The 14,582-nt window shown below is 67.2% G+C and carries 17 protein-coding genes and 1 tRNA gene; 4 read left to right on the top strand and 14 right to left on the bottom strand.

The window, feature by feature from the left end; translation table 11 throughout:
* Position 1 precedes the first annotated feature (1 nt).
* The 6 genes from H570_RS0111765 to H570_RS0111790 all read right to left on the bottom strand — a co-directional run bounded on the left by H570_RS0111765 (position 2) and on the right by H570_RS0111790 (position 5,196).
* A complete protein-coding gene (locus H570_RS0111765; RefSeq protein WP_084500150.1) occupies positions 2–850 on the bottom strand; it encodes an ABC transporter permease in 849 nt (282 codons plus the stop codon).
* A complete protein-coding gene (locus tag H570_RS0111770; RefSeq protein ID WP_027080909.1) occupies positions 847–2,031 on the bottom strand; it encodes a cystathionine gamma-synthase in 1,185 nt (394 codons plus the stop codon). Before H570_RS0111770 ends, H570_RS0111765 begins: the two co-directional genes overlap by 4 nt.
* 87 nt (positions 2,032–2,118) lie before the next feature.
* Positions 2,119–3,495 (bottom strand): pyridoxal-phosphate dependent enzyme, encoded by a 1,377-nt coding sequence (locus H570_RS0111775; RefSeq protein ID WP_027080910.1) that lies wholly within the window; start codon positions 3,493–3,495, stop codon positions 2,119–2,121.
* A 145-nt stretch (positions 3,496–3,640) separates the two neighbouring features.
* Complete coding sequence (locus tag H570_RS0111780; RefSeq protein ID WP_027080911.1) at positions 3,641–3,859, bottom strand: HP1242/YdcH family protein; 219 nt, start codon at positions 3,857–3,859, stop codon at positions 3,641–3,643.
* A 399-nt stretch (positions 3,860–4,258) separates the two neighbouring features.
* Complete coding sequence (locus H570_RS17420) at positions 4,259–4,858, bottom strand: hypothetical protein (RefSeq protein WP_051176344.1); 600 nt, start codon at positions 4,856–4,858, stop codon at positions 4,259–4,261.
* Complete coding sequence (locus tag H570_RS0111790; RefSeq protein WP_051176414.1) at positions 4,855–5,196, bottom strand: DUF4398 domain-containing protein; 342 nt, start codon at positions 5,194–5,196, stop codon at positions 4,855–4,857. Before H570_RS0111790 ends, H570_RS17420 begins: the two co-directional genes overlap by 4 nt.
* A gap of 136 nt (positions 5,197–5,332) precedes the next feature.
* Here H570_RS0111790 and H570_RS0111795 point away from each other — a divergent pair, with 136 nt between their 5' ends.
* Positions 5,333–6,448 carry a PilT/PilU family type 4a pilus ATPase gene (locus tag H570_RS0111795; protein ID WP_027080913.1) on the top strand — a complete coding sequence of 372 codons (1,116 nt, stop codon included), beginning with the start codon at positions 5,333–5,335 and terminating at the stop codon, positions 6,446–6,448.
* A gap of 497 nt (positions 6,449–6,945) precedes the next feature.
* Here the strand turns inward: H570_RS0111795 and maiA are convergent, their stop codons facing one another.
* The 6 genes from maiA to rplM form a co-directional block, all read right to left on the bottom strand.
* On the bottom strand, positions 6,946–7,605 hold the full coding sequence (gene maiA, locus H570_RS0111800; protein WP_027080914.1) for a maleylacetoacetate isomerase: 660 nt from the start codon (positions 7,603–7,605) through the stop codon (positions 6,946–6,948).
* Positions 7,606–7,740: 135 nt separating this feature from the next.
* On the bottom strand, positions 7,741–8,736 hold the full coding sequence (locus H570_RS0111805; protein ID WP_027080915.1) for a fumarylacetoacetate hydrolase family protein: 996 nt from the start codon (positions 8,734–8,736) through the stop codon (positions 7,741–7,743).
* 216 nt (positions 8,737–8,952) lie between these two features.
* On the bottom strand, positions 8,953–9,696 hold the full coding sequence (locus H570_RS0111810; RefSeq protein ID WP_051176345.1) for a 2OG-Fe dioxygenase family protein: 744 nt from the start codon (positions 9,694–9,696) through the stop codon (positions 8,953–8,955).
* 147 nt (positions 9,697–9,843) lie between these two features.
* Positions 9,844–9,918 (bottom strand) — tRNA-Gln (locus H570_RS0111815).
* A gap of 99 nt (positions 9,919–10,017) precedes the next feature.
* A complete protein-coding gene (gene rpsI, locus H570_RS0111820) occupies positions 10,018–10,410 on the bottom strand; it encodes a 30S ribosomal protein S9 (protein ID WP_027080917.1) in 393 nt (130 codons plus the stop codon).
* A 3-nt stretch (positions 10,411–10,413) separates the two neighbouring features.
* Positions 10,414–10,842, bottom strand: coding sequence for a 50S ribosomal protein L13 (gene rplM, locus H570_RS0111825; protein ID WP_027080918.1), 429 nt, complete (start codon positions 10,840–10,842; stop codon positions 10,414–10,416).
* A 274-nt stretch (positions 10,843–11,116) separates the two neighbouring features.
* On the opposite strand from rplM, the gene coq7 reads away from it, so the two are divergent.
* The gene (coq7, locus tag H570_RS0111830; RefSeq protein ID WP_027080919.1) at positions 11,117–11,761 is read left to right on the top strand and encodes a 2-polyprenyl-3-methyl-6-methoxy-1,4-benzoquinone monooxygenase; all 645 of its coding nucleotides are present in this window, start codon (positions 11,117–11,119) and stop codon (positions 11,759–11,761) included.
* 182 nt (positions 11,762–11,943) lie between these two features.
* Here the strand turns inward: coq7 and sugE are convergent, their stop codons facing one another.
* Complete coding sequence (gene sugE, locus H570_RS0111835; protein WP_027080920.1) at positions 11,944–12,264, bottom strand: quaternary ammonium compound efflux SMR transporter SugE; 321 nt, start codon at positions 12,262–12,264, stop codon at positions 11,944–11,946.
* A 164-nt stretch (positions 12,265–12,428) separates the two neighbouring features.
* Entirely contained in the window at positions 12,429–13,220 is a 792-nt protein-coding gene (gene speD, locus H570_RS0111840; protein WP_027080921.1) for an adenosylmethionine decarboxylase, read from the bottom strand.
* Positions 13,221–13,353: 133 nt separating this feature from the next.
* Between speD and crp the strand changes: the two genes are divergently transcribed.
* Positions 13,354–14,046 (top strand): cAMP-activated global transcriptional regulator CRP, encoded by a 693-nt coding sequence (crp, locus tag H570_RS0111845; protein WP_027080922.1) that lies wholly within the window; start codon positions 13,354–13,356, stop codon positions 14,044–14,046.
* Between the two features lie 30 nt (positions 14,047–14,076).
* Positions 14,077–14,547, top strand: coding sequence for a GNAT family N-acetyltransferase (locus tag H570_RS0111850; RefSeq protein ID WP_051176346.1), 471 nt, complete (start codon positions 14,077–14,079; stop codon positions 14,545–14,547).
* Positions 14,548–14,582 lie beyond the last annotated feature (35 nt).

Raw genomic sequence — 14,582 nt, forward strand, 5'->3', positions numbered from 1 at the left:
GTCAGATCCACAAGGGCACGTAGCGGGCGTAGCGGCGGTATGCCACCGTCGCCACGGCCAACCCGACCACGGTCATGACACCTACATACCAGATCGAAGTCATCTCGACCGGTTGCCCCATGATCGGTGACCGGAAAATTTCGACGAAATGATAGAACGGATTGAACCGCATCAGCTGCGCGCGCATGCTGCCGGCCGGCATCATTTCCGGGTACCAGATGATCGGCGTCAGCAGGAACAGGAAAATCGAGACCGTGTTGAGCAACTGGCCGAAATCAGGGAATCTCGCCCCCGCCAGCGCAAAAATGGCGGCGATCCACAGCGCATTGATGTAGATCAGCACCATCACCGGGATCGACACAAGCAGCCCCTGGAGCGATATGTCGCCGAAGAGAATCAGCGCAACGGCGACCACCGGCAGGTACATGCACATGTCAAAGAACGACTTCGCCAGCGACTGCAGCAGGTAATCCGTCAATCGCATGTGCCCGTCCATGATGAACGAGACGCTGCTATGGAAAACATTCGCGCTGCCGATCACCGAGGACATCAACGTACGGAAGATCATTGCACCAAGCGCGACGTGGACGAAAAAATCCCCCGAATCCGCATCGGACTGCATGCCGCGAAAGAATGTTCCAAGGCCAAAAACGTAGACGATGGAAGGCGCAAGCAGCCAGACGATGCCGAAACGCGACTTGCGCGCACGCACGATGATGTCGAGCCAGCTCGACAGCGCCCAGAATTCGGGGTATCGGAAACTTTCCCGCAGTTCGCGCCAGAATGCACCGGGAGCAGCATTCGCACGCGTGCTTGCCCTGGTCGGCGCATCCAACGCGGCCCCGCTCACGACAGCGCGGCATCCAGGTCAGCGCGCAGGTCGTCCAGCGACTCCACCCCCACGCTCAACCGCACCAGTTCGTCGCCGATCCCCAGTCGCGCGCGGTTTTCGACCGGCACGCTGGCGTGGGTCATCACCGCCGGGTGGTTGACCAGGCTTTCGACGCCGCCCAGCGATTCGGCCAGGGTGAACAGTTCGGTGCGCTCGCAGAAGCGCCTGGCAGCCTCGAAACCGCCCTTCAGGCGGATCGACAGCATGCCGCCGAAGCCGTCCATCTGCCGCTTGGCCAGCGCGTGGTGGGGGTGCGAGGCCAGGCCCGGGTAGATCACGTCCGCGACGGCCGGATGCGATGCCAGGTACTCCGCCAGCGCCTGCGTGTTCTCGCAGTGCGCCTTCATCCGCAGGTGCAGGGTCTTCAGGCCGCGCAGCGCCAGGAAGCTGTCGAACGGCCCCTGCACCGCGCCGGCCGAGTTCTGCAGGAACGCAAGCTTCTCGGCCAGCTCGGCGTTGTCGCCGACCACCAGCATGCCGCCGACCATGTCGGAATGGCCGTTGATGTACTTGGTGGCCGAATGCATGACGATGTCGGCGCCGTGTTCCAGCGGGCGCTGCAGGATCGGCGAGGCGAAGGTGTTGTCGGCCACCATCAGCACGCCGTGCTTCCTGGCGATCGCGGAGATCGCCTTGAGGTCGACGATCTTGAGCAACGGGTTGGTCGGGGTTTCCACCCAGACCAGCTTCGTCTTCGGGCCGATCGCGGCCTCGAACGCCGCCGGGTCGGTCAGGTCGACGAAACTGAAGTCCAGGCCGGCGCTGCGCCGGCGCACGCGCTCGAACAGGCGGTAGGTGCCGCCGTAGAGGTCGTCCATGGCAATGACGTGGTCGCCGCTGTCGAGCAGTTCCAGCGCGGTCGCGGTCGCAGCCATGCCCGAGGCGAAGGCGAAGCCGCGGCTGCCGCCTTCCAGCCCGGCCACGCAGCGCTCATAGGCGAAGCGGGTGGGGTTGTGGGTGCGCGAGTACTCGAAGCCCTGGTGCACGCCCGGACTGGACTGGGCGTAGGTGGAAGTGGCGTAGATTGGCGGCATCACCGCGCCGGTGCTCGGGTCCGGCGCCTGTCCGGCGTGGATGGCCTTGGTACCCAGGCCCCAGTCGGGTGAGCCGGCCGGGGCCGCGCCGTGTTCGTTGTTCATGAAAGCCGCCAGTTCAGCCGATGCAGCCGGTCATTCTAGCATCGGCAGGGGCAGGCCCTCCCCCTGCGGCGGGCCCGCCGGCCCGGCTTACTGAACGCGCCGGCGCAGGTAGTTCAGCAGGTCGATCCGGGTGATCAGGCCAAGGAAACGGTCGCCATCCATCACGATCGCCACCTGGCCGCGGTCGAACACGGGCAGCAGGGCCTCGATCGGCGATTTCACGTCGATGACTTCCAGCTTGCTGACCATCGCGGTGCCCACGGTGTCGCGGAACCGGGCCTCGTCGCCGTAGACGTGCAGCAGCACGTCGGATTCGTCGAGGATGCCGACGATGCGGTCGCCGTCCATCACCGGCAGCTGCGAGATCTCGTACAGCTTCATCCGCTGGTAGGCGGTGACCAGCAGGTCGCCCGGGCCGACCACCACGGTGTCGCGCTGCGAGTACGGGCGCAGGATCAGGTCGCGCAGGTCGCCAGTGGGCTGGCGCTCGAGGAAGCCGTTGTCGAGCATCCAGTAGTCGTTGTAGAGCTTCGACAGGTACTTGTTGCCGGTGTCGCAGACGAACAGCAGCACCTTCTTCGGCGTCGCCTGCTCGCGGCAGTACTTGAGCGCCGCGGCCAGCAGGGTGCCGGTGGAGGAACCGCCGAGGATGCCCTCGGCCTGCAGCAGTTCGCGGGCGGCGAGGAAGCTCTCCTTGTCGCTGATCGCGTAAGCCTTTTTCACCCGCGAGAAATCCGAGATCGTCGGCAGGAAGTCCTCGCCGATGCCCTCCACCATCCAGCTCGCGGACTTGTCGCTCAGCGTGCCCTCGTTGATGTATTCGGCCAGGATCGAGCCGACCGGGTCGGCAAGGATCATCTCCACGCCTGGCGCGTGCTGCGCGAAGCAGCGCGACAGCCCGGTCATGGTGCCGGAACTGCCGCAACCGAACACCACCGCGTCCACGCCGCCAACTTCCGCCATCTGCCGCAGGATTTCCGGGCCAGTGCCGTGCTCGTGCGCAGCCGGGTTGTCGGGATTGCCGAACTGGTTGATGAAATAGGCGCCGGGGGTTTCGCGCGCGATGCGCTCGGCCAGGTCCTGGTAGTAGTCCGGATGGCCCTTGGCGACGTCCGAGCGGGTCAGTACCACCTCGGCGCCCATCGCCTTGAGGTTGAAGATCTTCTCGCGGCTCATCTTGTCCGGCACCACGAGGATCAGCCGGTAGCCCTTCTGCTGCGCCACCAGCGCCAAGCCGATGCCGGTGTTGCCCGCCGTGCCCTCCACCAGCGTGTCGCCGGGCTTGATGTCGCCGCGCTTCTCGGCGGCCTCGATCATGCTCATGCCGATGCGGTCCTTGATCGAACCGCCGGGGTTCTGGTTCTCGAGCTTCAGGTACAGCTCGCACACGCCGGTGTTCAGGCGCTGGGCCTTGACGATGGGCGTGTCGGCGATGAGTTCGAGGACGGAAGCGTGGATCGACATGTTGCGCTCGCGGAAAAGGCACGGAGCGCGATTATTGCATCGTCCCGGGACCTGTCAGGGCCGGTGGCCGGAAGGCCCGGGAGCTCGCGGACGACGACGACCGACGAGGATGGCCGCCGCCGCCCGCGAATGAGGCGTGTCTACGTCAGTTCTGCAGGGACTCGAACAGGCGCGAAAGGCGATCCTTGGCGGCCAGCTTCTCCCGCTTCATCTGCAACAAGGTGCTGTCATCCATGGGAAGCACGCCGAGTTCGGCGTCGAGGACCTTCTTGTCGAGTTCCTTGTGGTGGTGATAGAGCTGGCGGAATTCCGGATTCGCCTTGAACAGAGCGTCGAGTTCGGATTGCGGTTGCCCTTCAAACATGGAAGCCTCCTTCAGCACGAAAAACGAACGCCCCGGGCTTCTGGCACGGGGCGTTCCGGGGATCATCGAGCAGGGCGAAAGGCGCGGGCACCTTCTTTGGGGCACCGGGCCGGAGACCACTTCCGGCGTCGGGTTCCCCTGGATGGTGCGGCTGGATCATTTCGTCGCGGCTCTGGGTCAGCCAAGCGGCCTTGATCGGAGTGATCGGCCCCTTGGGTACTCGACCCTACTCCCCGAATCCGGGGGCGGCAAGCGTATGGCGCAAACATCTGATTCCCCTGGGGCCGACCCTGGGTTCAATGCCGGAAACTGCGCACCGGATCGCGCTCGGAAGTATCCCGCTTGCGCGCAAGCAACTGAATTTTAACGAATATTTACCAGGCTCCGACAAACCGGGACTTAGGGCTTGCCGCTTCCCTTTGGCGCCGGCTTCGGCGGCGCCTCCCCCATCAGCTCGGCCTCCTGCCGGGCCAGTTCGGCAGCGCGCTGGCGCGCCGCGCGCAGCTTCGCCGCCTGTCCGCTGGCGACGCTGTCGAGCGCCCCTTCGGCGTCGGCCCGCGCGGTGGCGTCGGCGTCGGCCTGCTCGCGCAGGCGCGCGGCCTCTTCGGCCTGGATCTGGGCCTGGATGCGCAGGCGTTCGGCCTCCTGGCGGGCGCGGGCGGCGTCGCGACGGCTGGCTTCGACCAGCAGTTCGCTGCGCTCGCGATCGAGGCGGTCGATTTCGCGCTGGACCACCGCAGTCTGTGCGGCGACTTCGGCGGTTTCCACCCTTGCCTGGGCCACCTTGAGCGCGACGGGACGGCGCGCCTTGTTTGCTTCGCCCAGCACCTGCACGGCCTGCCTGGCCTGCAGTCGTTCGTACGCGGCCACGCCGGTCGTGCCCGGGTCGGCATCCAGCGCCTGCAGGCGCTGCGACAGGCGCAGGACATCCGGGTTGTCGGCCGCATGCGCGAGCGGCGCGGCGAGCAGCAGCGCGGCCAGTCCGATCAGGAGCCTCATTGTCCGTCCTCCATGCCCAGGCGGTCCTTGAGCTGGCTGATCTCGGCGCGGCGCTGCGCCAGTTCGGTATCGGCGACGGCCTTGCGGCTGCGCGCATGGGCCAGGTCGGCAACGGCGGCGGCCTGCACCGCCAGCTGGCGCGCGTCGTCCTGCTGCCCCTGCGCCATGGCGGCCTGGGCGAGTCCCAGCGCGCGGCGCGCCTGGGAAATCTCGTCGGCTGCGTACTGGTCCGCGTCGGCATCGCCGGCACGGGTCACTGCCTGCTGGGCGGTGGCCAGCTCGGCGGTCGGGGGCGGCAGGCTCGCGCAGGCCGTGAGCGCCAGCACGATTGCGAACATCGACACCTGCAGGGCCGATCTGATTTGTGCGAAGCTTGTGGCCATTGGGGGGTCGCGCTCCCGGGGATCCGCGGCCATTGTCATCAGCATCCGGCGGAATCGCAACGATTCCTCTCCCGGCAGTGGGGGTTCGCTCATGGACATCGGCTATTTCCTGAAGCTGATGACGGAAAAGAACGCGTCGGACATGTTCCTGACGACCGGCGCGCCCGTGTACATCAAGGTCGAGGGCAAGCTCTACCCGCTCGGCAACACCGGCCTGCCCACCGGCATGGTCAAGAAGATCGCCTACTCGCTGATGGACGAGGGCCAGGTGCCGCAGTTCGAACGCGACCTGGAGTTGAACATGGCGCTGTCGCTGCAGGACTCGGGGCGCTTCCGCGTCAACGTGTTCAAGCAGCGCGGCGAGGTTGGCATGGTGATCCGCTCGATCCGCAGCACCATCCCCAGCATCGAGGAGCTGCAGCTGCCGCAGGTGTTGAAGGAGATCATCATGGCCCCGCGCGGGCTGGTGCTGATCGTCGGCTCCACCGGCTCGGGCAAGTCGACCACGCTGGCCTCGATGATCGACTACCGCAACTCCAGCACCTCGGGCCACATCCTCACCATCGAGGACCCGATCGAGTACCTGCACCGGCACAAGAAATCGATCGTCAACCAGCGCGAGGTCGGCCTCGACACCCACGCCTTCCACAACGCGCTGAAGAACGCGATGCGCGAGGCGCCGGACGTGATCCTGATCGGCGAGATCCTCGACGCGACCACGATGGAGGCGGCGATCGCGTTCGCCGAGACGGGCCACATCTGCCTGGCCACGCTGCACTCCAACAACGCCGACCAGACCATCGAGCGCATCCTCAACTTCTTCCCCGAGGCCGCGCACAAGAACGTGCTGATGAATCTCGCGCTCAACCTGCGCGCGGTGGTGTCGCAGCGGCTGGTGGTGGGCACCGACGGCCGCCGCATGCCGGCCACCGAGGTGATGATCAACACCCCGGTGATCCGCGACCTGCTGCGCCGCGGCCACGTGCACGAGATCAAGCAGGCGATGGAAGAGTCGCTCGAAGAGGGCATGGAGTCGTTCGACCAGTGCCTGTTCCGGCTCTACAAGGAAGGCAGGATCGAGCGCGAAACCGCGCTGCGCGCCGCCGACTCGCGCGACGGGCTGGCATTGAAGTTCCGCTTCTCCGAGGGCGGCAGCGGCGAGCACGACCCGTATGCCGACGTGTTCGAAGGCGGAGCCTCCGCGTAGGGCGGGGGCCGGCCCATCGCTTTTCGCGAGGCGTCCGGTCAGCTGAAGAGGACGGCGGACGAAGACCGGCGTCCTTCCTTCTGGTTCTTCTCCGGTCCCGGGAAGGAATTCTTGCCTGATCGCCCGAGCACCCGGGCTGCCGTCGCCCGGCATGCGTCTTCGCCGCGACATGGCGGCCCGGTGCGGTGATTCGATCGCAGGCCTGCCGACAAGGCGGGCTTTTGCCTCGCGCCCGGGCAGCCACCGTGCAGGTCGGAACGCAGGGGCAGAGCCCTTGGGTGCGAAAGCGCAGGCGACGGCTTGGCGCCTGAACATTCGTAACAAGGGCACTCGCATCCGCGCACTGCACTCCGGCAGGTACAGCGCCTCCGCCCCAGTTGGGAGACGACCCGCGGCTCATCTTCCTCCGCAAGCCAAGGAGGAGCGCTCGTGCCATACGGGGACTGCTTCGACGCGCTGCTGCAATCCTGCAGCGCATGGCATCGGGGACGACCGCCCTATGGCGCGTCCGGCTGGCGTTCCGGGCGAGCGGCATCGAACGCAGGCAGCGCCAGGCAGGCCTGTTCGATGCGCACGATCGTGGGATACGGCGAGAGGTCGACGCCAAAACGGCGCGCGTTGTAGACCTGCGGGATCAGGCAGCAGTCGGCAATCCCCGGGGCAACGCCGTCGCAGAACTCGCCCGTGGAGGGATGGTGCTGTAGCAGCGCCTCGAACGCCGCGAATCCTTCCTGCATCCAGTGCCGCGTCCACACGTCGCGCTCGGGCTGCGGCACGCCCCAGTCGCGCTCCAGGTACTGCATCACGCGAAGGTTGTTGAGCGGGTGGATGTCGCAGGCGATAAGTTGCGCCAGCGCGCGCACCCGCGCGCGGTCGCGCGCGGTGGCCGGCAGCAGCGCCGGCGCCGGCCACATTTCATCGAGGTATTCGAGAATCGCCAGCGACTGCCGCAGCATGCGCTGGCCATGCTGCAGCACCGGCACCAGTTGCTGCGGATTGATCTGCGCGTATTCCGGCCGATGCTGCTCGCCGCCGTCGCGCACCAGGTGCACCGGTGCGATGTCGTAGGGCAGGCCCTTGAGGTTCAGGCCGATGCGCACGCGATACGCCGCACTCGAACGCCAGTACGAATGCAGGCACAGCCGATCTGGCGTCATCGCGTCATTCCCCCCGGTATGCCCGCGCATCGGCGCGGAAAAGGACACCTTAGCCTGCACGCCGCGCTGCCGGAAGACCGCCCGTCGCGGCAGGCGGCCCATTCGGCCGCCAAGCGCTGGTTCAAGGCTTCCGCTTCAGGCGTCCGGTGCCGGCTGGCGTTCGATGCGCTGTTCGATGGCACCGAAGATCGAGCGACCCTCGCGATCGAGCATCTCGATGCGCACCGTGTCGCCGAACGACATGAAGGGCGTCACCGGCTTGCCCTGTTCCAGGGTTTCGACCGTGCGCTTCTCGGCGAAGCACGACGCGCCGAGGCTGGTGTCCTCGTTGGCGATGGTGCCGGAGCCGACGATGGTGCCAGCGACCAGCGGGCGCGTCTTCGCCACGTGCGCGACCAGCTGCGAGAAGTCGAACTGCATGTCCACGCCGGCTTCGGGGGCGCCAAACCACTCGCCATTGACGTGGGTCAGCATCGGCAGGTGCAGCTTGTTCCCGCGCCACGCGTCGCCCAGCTCATCGGGGGTGACGAACACCGGCGACAGCGTCGAGCGCGGCTTGGACTGCAGGAAGCCGAAGCCCTTGGCCAGTTCGCCGGGGATCAGGTTGCGCAGCGAGACGTCGTTGACCAGCCCGACCAGCTGGATGTGCGCCGCGGCCTGTTCCGGCGTGACCGCCATCGGCACGTCGTCGGTGACGACCACGATCTCGGCCTCCAGGTCGATGCCGTAACTTTCATCCACCACCTTGACGGTGTCGCGAGGTCCGTGGAAACCGGCGCTCGTGGCCTGGTACATCAGCGGGTCGGTGTAGAAACTTTCCGGCACCTGCGCGCCGCGCGCGCGGCGCACGCGCTCGACGTGCGGCAGGTAGGCGCTGCCGTCGACGAATTCGTAGGCGCGCGGCAGCGGGGCGGCCAGCGCGGCGACGTCAAGGTCGAAGGCGCCATCGGCGGTCCCGCCGTTGAGCGCATCGGACAGCGCGACCAGCCGCGGGGCAAGGTTCGACCAGTCCTCCAGCGCCTGCTGCAGGGTCGATGCGATACCGGTGGCGCGCACCGCCTGCGACAGGTCGCGCGAGACAACGACCAGCGTGCCGTCGCGGCCGCCTTCCTTCAGGGAACCAAGTTTCATCGGGACTCCGCGGATCAGGTTCGGGAAACCGTTTCAATTGTAACTTTTGCCGCGGCGATTTGAGCTGCGATGGCGGCGGTGCGCGGGAGCTGGTTGCGAATCAACGCGGATCGGCGCGAACCGCGCCGTAGGTCGTGGTTACATCCCGACAGCCTTGATTCCCCCGGCGCCGAGGACGCCCCCTGCCTCGCGTTGGCCCGCTCGTCGGGCACCGGCCTACGAATCGTCGCCCTGGAAACCTCCCGCGCGCCAGGTCAGGACCAGCGTGTCGCGATGGCCGCCGCCCTCGCCATCGGGCTGGATCGGCGTGGATTCGTGGATCACCCGTGCGTCGTCGAGCAGCAGCAGCGACCACGGCTGCTCCAGGGTGAAGCGCTGCCCATCCGGGCCGTCGGCGTCGAATACGCGCGTTTCGCCGCCGCGGATGCCGCAGCGGTCGACCATCAGCACGGCAACGAAATCGACGCCGTCGCGATGCGCGCCCTCCGGCGTCGGCCGGCCGATGCCGTCGCCGGTGTCGATCCGGAACTGGTGCGCCTCGACGTACCACGGCTGCGCGTCCGACAGCCGCGAGACCTGCGCCGTCAGCCCCTCCAGCAATCGCGACCACGCTTCACTGTTCGCCACCGCATCGCTGACCGGTTCAAACCAGCGACGCAACCCGCCATGCAGCGCGTTGTAGTCCTTCGACTGCCAGTGCGCGCGATGCGGCGCGCGCGCGATGCGATCGCCATTGACGACGAAACAGGCGTGGCGCCGGTGTCGGTAGCTGCCGCCGTCGAGCAGGTACTGGTCGAGCGGCAGGTCTTCCCAGCTGCGCTTGAGCGCGTCGAGCGCGGGCAGTTGCACCCCGCACAGCGCGGCCACCGCATCCGGGGCGAGCACCGCGTAACCGTGTTCGCGCATCGCCGGCACCAGCGCTTCGGCGGGCGTGGACGGCGCTGGAAAGATGGCGATCATGGGACAGCCTCGCGAAAACCCGGGATGCGATCGCCGGCGCAGGTCGGCGGCCTGGAACCTTGGAAACGCGCAAGCCCGCTCGGGGCGGGCTTGCGGTGTGTTGCGTTGCCGGTGCAGGCCGCGCAATCGCGGCAGGACCGGTGGATTTGGCAGCCCCGGAAGGATTCGAACCTCCGAATGCCTGAGTCAGAGTCAGGTGCCTTACCGCTTGGCGACGGGGCTATGGAGCGGATTGTAACGCCGGAACCAGGCGAGGTCCCGGCATCAGGCCAACCTCGAGAACCCGCCAGCGCAACCAGCGGGCCTTCGCGGCGACTGTCCTTAACGCTTCGAGAACTGGGTGGCGCGGCGTGCCTTGTGCAGGCCGACCTTCTTGCGCTCGACTTCGCGCGCGTCGCGGGTCATGAAGCCCGCCTTGCGCAGCTCGACCTTGAGCGTCTCGTCGTACTCGACCAGCGCGCGGGCGATGCCGAGGCGGATCGCACCGGCCTGGCCGGTGGTGCCGCCGCCGCTGGCGGTGACGAGGATGTCGAAGCTCTCGGTGTTCCAGGTCAGCTCGAGCGGCTGGCGCACGATCATGCGCGCGGTCTCGCGGCCGAAGAACTCGTCGAGCGGACGGTCGTTGACGGTGATCTTGCCGGTGCCGCGGCGCAGGAACACGCGGGCGGTGGAGGACTTGCGACGGCCGGTGCCGTAATTCTGAGAGATGGCCATGAGTTAGATATCCAGGACTTGCGGCTGCTGGGCGGCGTGCGGGTGTTCGGAACCCTTGTAGACCTTGAGCTTCTTGTACATCGCGCGGCCGAGCGGGTTCTTCGGCAGCATGCCCTTGACGGCGGTTTCGATGACGCGCTCCGGGTGGCGCTGCAGCGCCTGGGCGAGGGTTTCGCTCTTGAGGTTGCCGATGTAACCGGTGAACCGGTGGTACATCTTGTCGGCCAGCTTGTTGCCGGTGACGTGGATCTTCTCCGCGTTGATCACGACGATGTAGTCGCCGGTGTCGACGTGCGGGGTATAGACCGGCTTGTGCTTGCCGCGCAGGCGGTGCGCGAGTTCGGCGCTGAGGCGACCGAGGGTCTTGCCGGCGGCGTCGACGACGTACCAGTCGCGCTGGACGGTCTCGTTCTTGGCGGTAAAGGTCTTCATGGCGAAAATATTGCTCTCGGTCGTTGGTCGGGCTGATTCCAGCGCGCTGGCGCGCTGGAATTTTGCCTCGCGATGTCATTGCGGGACGAAAGAGGCGAAATGATACAGGCCAGGTCCGGCAGCCGCAAGCCGCTACCATGCCTTCCTCAGGGCGGCCGCGCATTGCTGGCGCCGCGGGCGGGCGGCGGCGAGAATGGCGCCGTCGGCCGCATCCGCCCGGCCTCCCCGGCCATGCAGCGCCCGGACGCCCCCTTCGCCGGCCCCGAACCACGTCATGCCCACGCCCCGCCTGCAGCACCCCCTCGACCGCTTCCTGGACGACACCCAGCGCGCGCTGGAAACCGTCTTCGGCAACCCGCCCGCCGCCCGCGACAACCCTGCCGGCGACACGCCCGACGTCGAACTCGACGACGGCGAGCGCCGCCACGCCGCCGGGCTGATGCGGATCAACCACGTTGGCGAGGTCTGCGCGCAGGCCCTGTACGTGGGCCAGGCGGCGGTCGCCCGCGACCCGGCCACCCGCGACCACCTGATGGAAGCGGCCCAGGAGGAGACCGACCATCTCGCCTGGTGCGCCGACCGCCTGCGCGAGCTCGACAGCCGCCCCAGCCTGTTCAATCCGGTCTGGTACGCCGGCAGCTACGCCATCGGCGTCCTGGCCGGCCTGCGCGGCGACGGCTGGAACCTCGGCTTCGTGGTCGAGACCGAACGTCAGGTCGAAGCCCACCTCGACGAACACCTGCAGACCCTGCCCGGAGCCGACCTGCGCAGCCGCGCGATCCTGACGACGATGAAGGCCGACGAGGCCCGCCACGCCGACAACGCGCAGGCCGCCGGTGCGCGGATCCTGCCGCAGCCGATCCCGTCGATCATGGCCGCGGCGTCGAAGCTCATGAAGACCGTCGCCTATCGCATATAAGGCGGCCCATCGCGTGTAACGGCGACCGTTTGCCTGTAGGAGCGCCCCATGGGCGCGAAGCCTTCGCCAAGGCTGGCCCCATTGAAAGCATCGCGCCCATGGGGCGCTCCTACGGGTGGATTACCGCCAGCCCCGGCCCGCAGGACTCTCTGCGGAAACCGCGCCCAGCAAAGCAGTTCGAATCAGTTCGCCGACACCAGCTTCAGCCCCACCACCCCGGCGATGATCAGCGCGATGCAGGCCAGCCGCGCCGGCGAGGCGCTTTCGGAAAACAGCACGATGCCCAGCGTCGCCACGCCGATCGCGCCGATTCCGGTCCAGACCGCGTAGGCGGTGCCCACCGGGATCGTGCGCAGCGCCTGGGTCAACAACCACAGGCTGGTCGCGGCGGCCGCGGCGGTCACCAGGCTCGGCCACAGCCGGGTGAAGCCCTCGGTGTACTTCAGGCCGATCGCGAATCCGATCTCGAACACGCCGGCCAGCACCAGGTAGATCCAGGCCATCGGAGCCTCCCTTGTCTCGATTCAAAGAAAAACGGCCCGGGCTTTCGCGCCGGACCGTCGTCGGTCTGCATCACTTCGGAGGGCATCCGCCGCGCGGGTCGTCCCGCCGGATCTCGTGGCACGCAGTCTGGCACCGCGCACCCGAACCCGATGTAACCGCCGCCCTACTCGACCAGGTTGCGGCCGTGGAACAGCTCTTCGATCTCGCGCTTGAGCAGCGCCTCGATCTTCATCCGCTCCTTGAACGACAGGTTGCGCGCCTTTTCCTCGAACAGGTACTGGTCCAGGTCGAAGTCCTTCAGGTGCATCTTGGTGTGGAAGATGTTCTCCTGGTAGACGTTGACGTCGAACATCTCGTAGCGGGCCTTGATGTTCTTGGCCAGGAAGTCCTGGATCGAGTTGATCTTGTGGTCGATGTAGTGCTTCTTGCCCTTGATGTCGCGGGTGAAGCCGCGCACCCGGTAGTCGGCGATGACGATGTCCGACTCGAAGCTCTCGATCAGGTAGTTCAGGGCCTTCAGCGGCGAGATCACGCCGCAGGTCGCCACGTCGATGTCGGCGCGGAAGGTCGCGATGCCCGCCTGCGGATGCGTTTCCGGGTACGTGTGGACGGTGATGTGGCTCTTGTCCAGGTGCGCGACCACCGCGTCGGAGATCACGCCCTTGGCGTCGGCCTTGTCGATCACCGGCTGCTCGGAGATCAGGATCGTCACCGACGCGCCCTGCGGGTCGTAGTCCTGGCGCGCGATGTTGAGGATGTTGGCGCCGATGATCTCGGCCACGTCCGTGAGGATCTGGGTGAGCCGATCGGCGTTGTATTCCTCGTCGATGTACTCGATGTAGCGCTGGCGCTCGTCCTCGGACACCGCGTAGCACACGTCGTAGATGTTGAAGCTCAGCGCCTTGGTAAGGTTGTTGAAACCCTGGAGCTTCAGGCGCGGCAGCGGCTTGACCACGGCGGTCATTCCTCTCGGATTCGATGGACGAAAGGCGAATTATGCGCCCATCCGCCCCGAGCTGGTATAGACCCCGGTTTGCCGGATGAACGGAGACCGCCTACTCTTGGTCATTCCCCCGTTGACGCCGCCCATGAATCCGACATCCGTGGCTCTCATCAATCCCTATTACCGAAGCAGCTCGAATCCACTGGCACCCTCGCCGGCCACCATCGAGCGCCTGCTGGCCCACTGCCACCGCCGTCGCTATCCGACGCGCACCGACGTGTTCCGCCCCGGCGACCCGGCCGGCACGCTGTACTACATCATCAGCGGCTCGGTCAGCATCATCACCGAGGAAGACGACGGCCGCGAACTGGTGCTGGGTTATTTCGGCCCCGGCGAGTTCGTCGGCGAGATGGGCCTGTTCATCCAGTCCGACGTGCGCGAGGTGATCCTGCGCACGCGCGTGCAGTGCGAACTGGCCGAGATCAGTTACGAACGGCTGTACCAGCTGTTCGAGGGCTCGCTGATCGGCGATGCGACGCAGATCGTCTACGCGATCGGCGCACAGCTGTCGCGCAGGCTGCTCGACACCAGCCGCAAGGCCGGGCGCCTGGCCTTCCTCGACGTCACCGACCGCATCACCCGCACCCTGCACGACCTGACCCGCGAGCCGGAGGCGATGAGCCATCCCGACGGCACCCAGCTGCGGGTGTCGCGGCAAGAGCTGGCGCGGCTCGTGGGCTGCTCGCGCGAAATGGCCGGGCGGGTGCTGAAGAAGCTGCAGGCCGACGGCAAACTGCACGCACGTGGCAAGACCGTCGTGCTGTACGGGACGCGCTGACGGGCCACCGCCCGCGCGTCGCACGGCACGATGTCGAGCCACTTCGCACCGCGCGGCCCGCTCGCTGACGCCGACCTGCGCAGCGCTTCGCTGATCGACGCCGACGACGTCGCCGGCCTGCTGGGCGAACTGGGCTATCCCTGCGACATCCGGGAAGCCGCGGAGCGCATCGCCACGATCATCGACAACGACCGCCAGGCACTGGTGGTCGCCCGCTGCGAAGGCCGCGTCTGCGGCCTGGTGGCCCTGGATTTCATGTATTACCTGCCGCTGGGCACCACCACCTGCCGGATCACCGCGCTGGTGGTGACATCCGACGCGCAGGGTCGCGGCCTGGGCCGGCAACTGCTGCGCGAAGCCGAGCGTCGCGCCCGCGCCGGCGGCGCCGCGCGGCTGGAGCTGACCAGCGGCTCGCAGCGCACCGACGCGCACGCGTTCTACAAGGCCTGCGGTTACGAGGACGGGACGGTGCGGTTCATCAAGCGCCTCGGCACGGCGTAGGCAACGCAGCCCTCCCGCCGGATCGGCAACGAGGG

It is taken from the genome of Luteimonas mephitis DSM 12574, from assembly GCF_000422305.1.
GTDB lineage: Bacteria > Pseudomonadota > Gammaproteobacteria > Xanthomonadales > Xanthomonadaceae > Luteimonas > Luteimonas mephitis.

Coding starts and splice junctions, on each gene's coding strand:
- H570_RS0111770 (WP_027080909.1), bottom strand. CDS start 2,031: ATGAACAACGAACACGGCGCGGCCCCGGCCGGCTCACCCGACTGGGGC.
- H570_RS0111775 (WP_027080910.1), bottom strand. CDS start 3,495: ATGTCGATCCACGCTTCCGTCCTCGAACTCATCGCCGACACGCCCATC.
- H570_RS0111780 (WP_027080911.1), bottom strand. CDS start 3,859: ATGTTTGAAGGGCAACCGCAATCCGAACTCGACGCTCTGTTCAAGGCG.
- H570_RS17420 (WP_051176344.1), bottom strand. CDS start 4,858: ATGAGGCTCCTGATCGGACTGGCCGCGCTGCTGCTCGCCGCGCCGCTC.
- H570_RS0111790 (WP_051176414.1), bottom strand. CDS start 5,196: ATGTTCGCAATCGTGCTGGCGCTCACGGCCTGCGCGAGCCTGCCGCCC.
- H570_RS0111795 (WP_027080913.1), top strand. CDS start 5,333: ATGGACATCGGCTATTTCCTGAAGCTGATGACGGAAAAGAACGCGTCG.
- maiA (WP_027080914.1), bottom strand. CDS start 7,605: ATGACGCCAGATCGGCTGTGCCTGCATTCGTACTGGCGTTCGAGTGCG.
- H570_RS0111805 (WP_027080915.1), bottom strand. CDS start 8,736: ATGAAACTTGGTTCCCTGAAGGAAGGCGGCCGCGACGGCACGCTGGTC.
- H570_RS0111810 (WP_051176345.1), bottom strand. CDS start 9,696: ATGATCGCCATCTTTCCAGCGCCGTCCACGCCCGCCGAAGCGCTGGTG.
- rpsI (WP_027080917.1), bottom strand. CDS start 10,410: ATGGCCATCTCTCAGAATTACGGCACCGGCCGTCGCAAGTCCTCCACC.
- rplM (WP_027080918.1), bottom strand. CDS start 10,842: ATGAAGACCTTTACCGCCAAGAACGAGACCGTCCAGCGCGACTGGTAC.
- coq7 (WP_027080919.1), top strand. CDS start 11,117: ATGCCCACGCCCCGCCTGCAGCACCCCCTCGACCGCTTCCTGGACGAC.
- sugE (WP_027080920.1), bottom strand. CDS start 12,264: ATGGCCTGGATCTACCTGGTGCTGGCCGGCGTGTTCGAGATCGGATTC.
- crp (WP_027080922.1), top strand. CDS start 13,354: ATGAATCCGACATCCGTGGCTCTCATCAATCCCTATTACCGAAGCAGC.
- H570_RS0111850 (WP_051176346.1), top strand. CDS start 14,077: ATGTCGAGCCACTTCGCACCGCGCGGCCCGCTCGCTGACGCCGACCTG.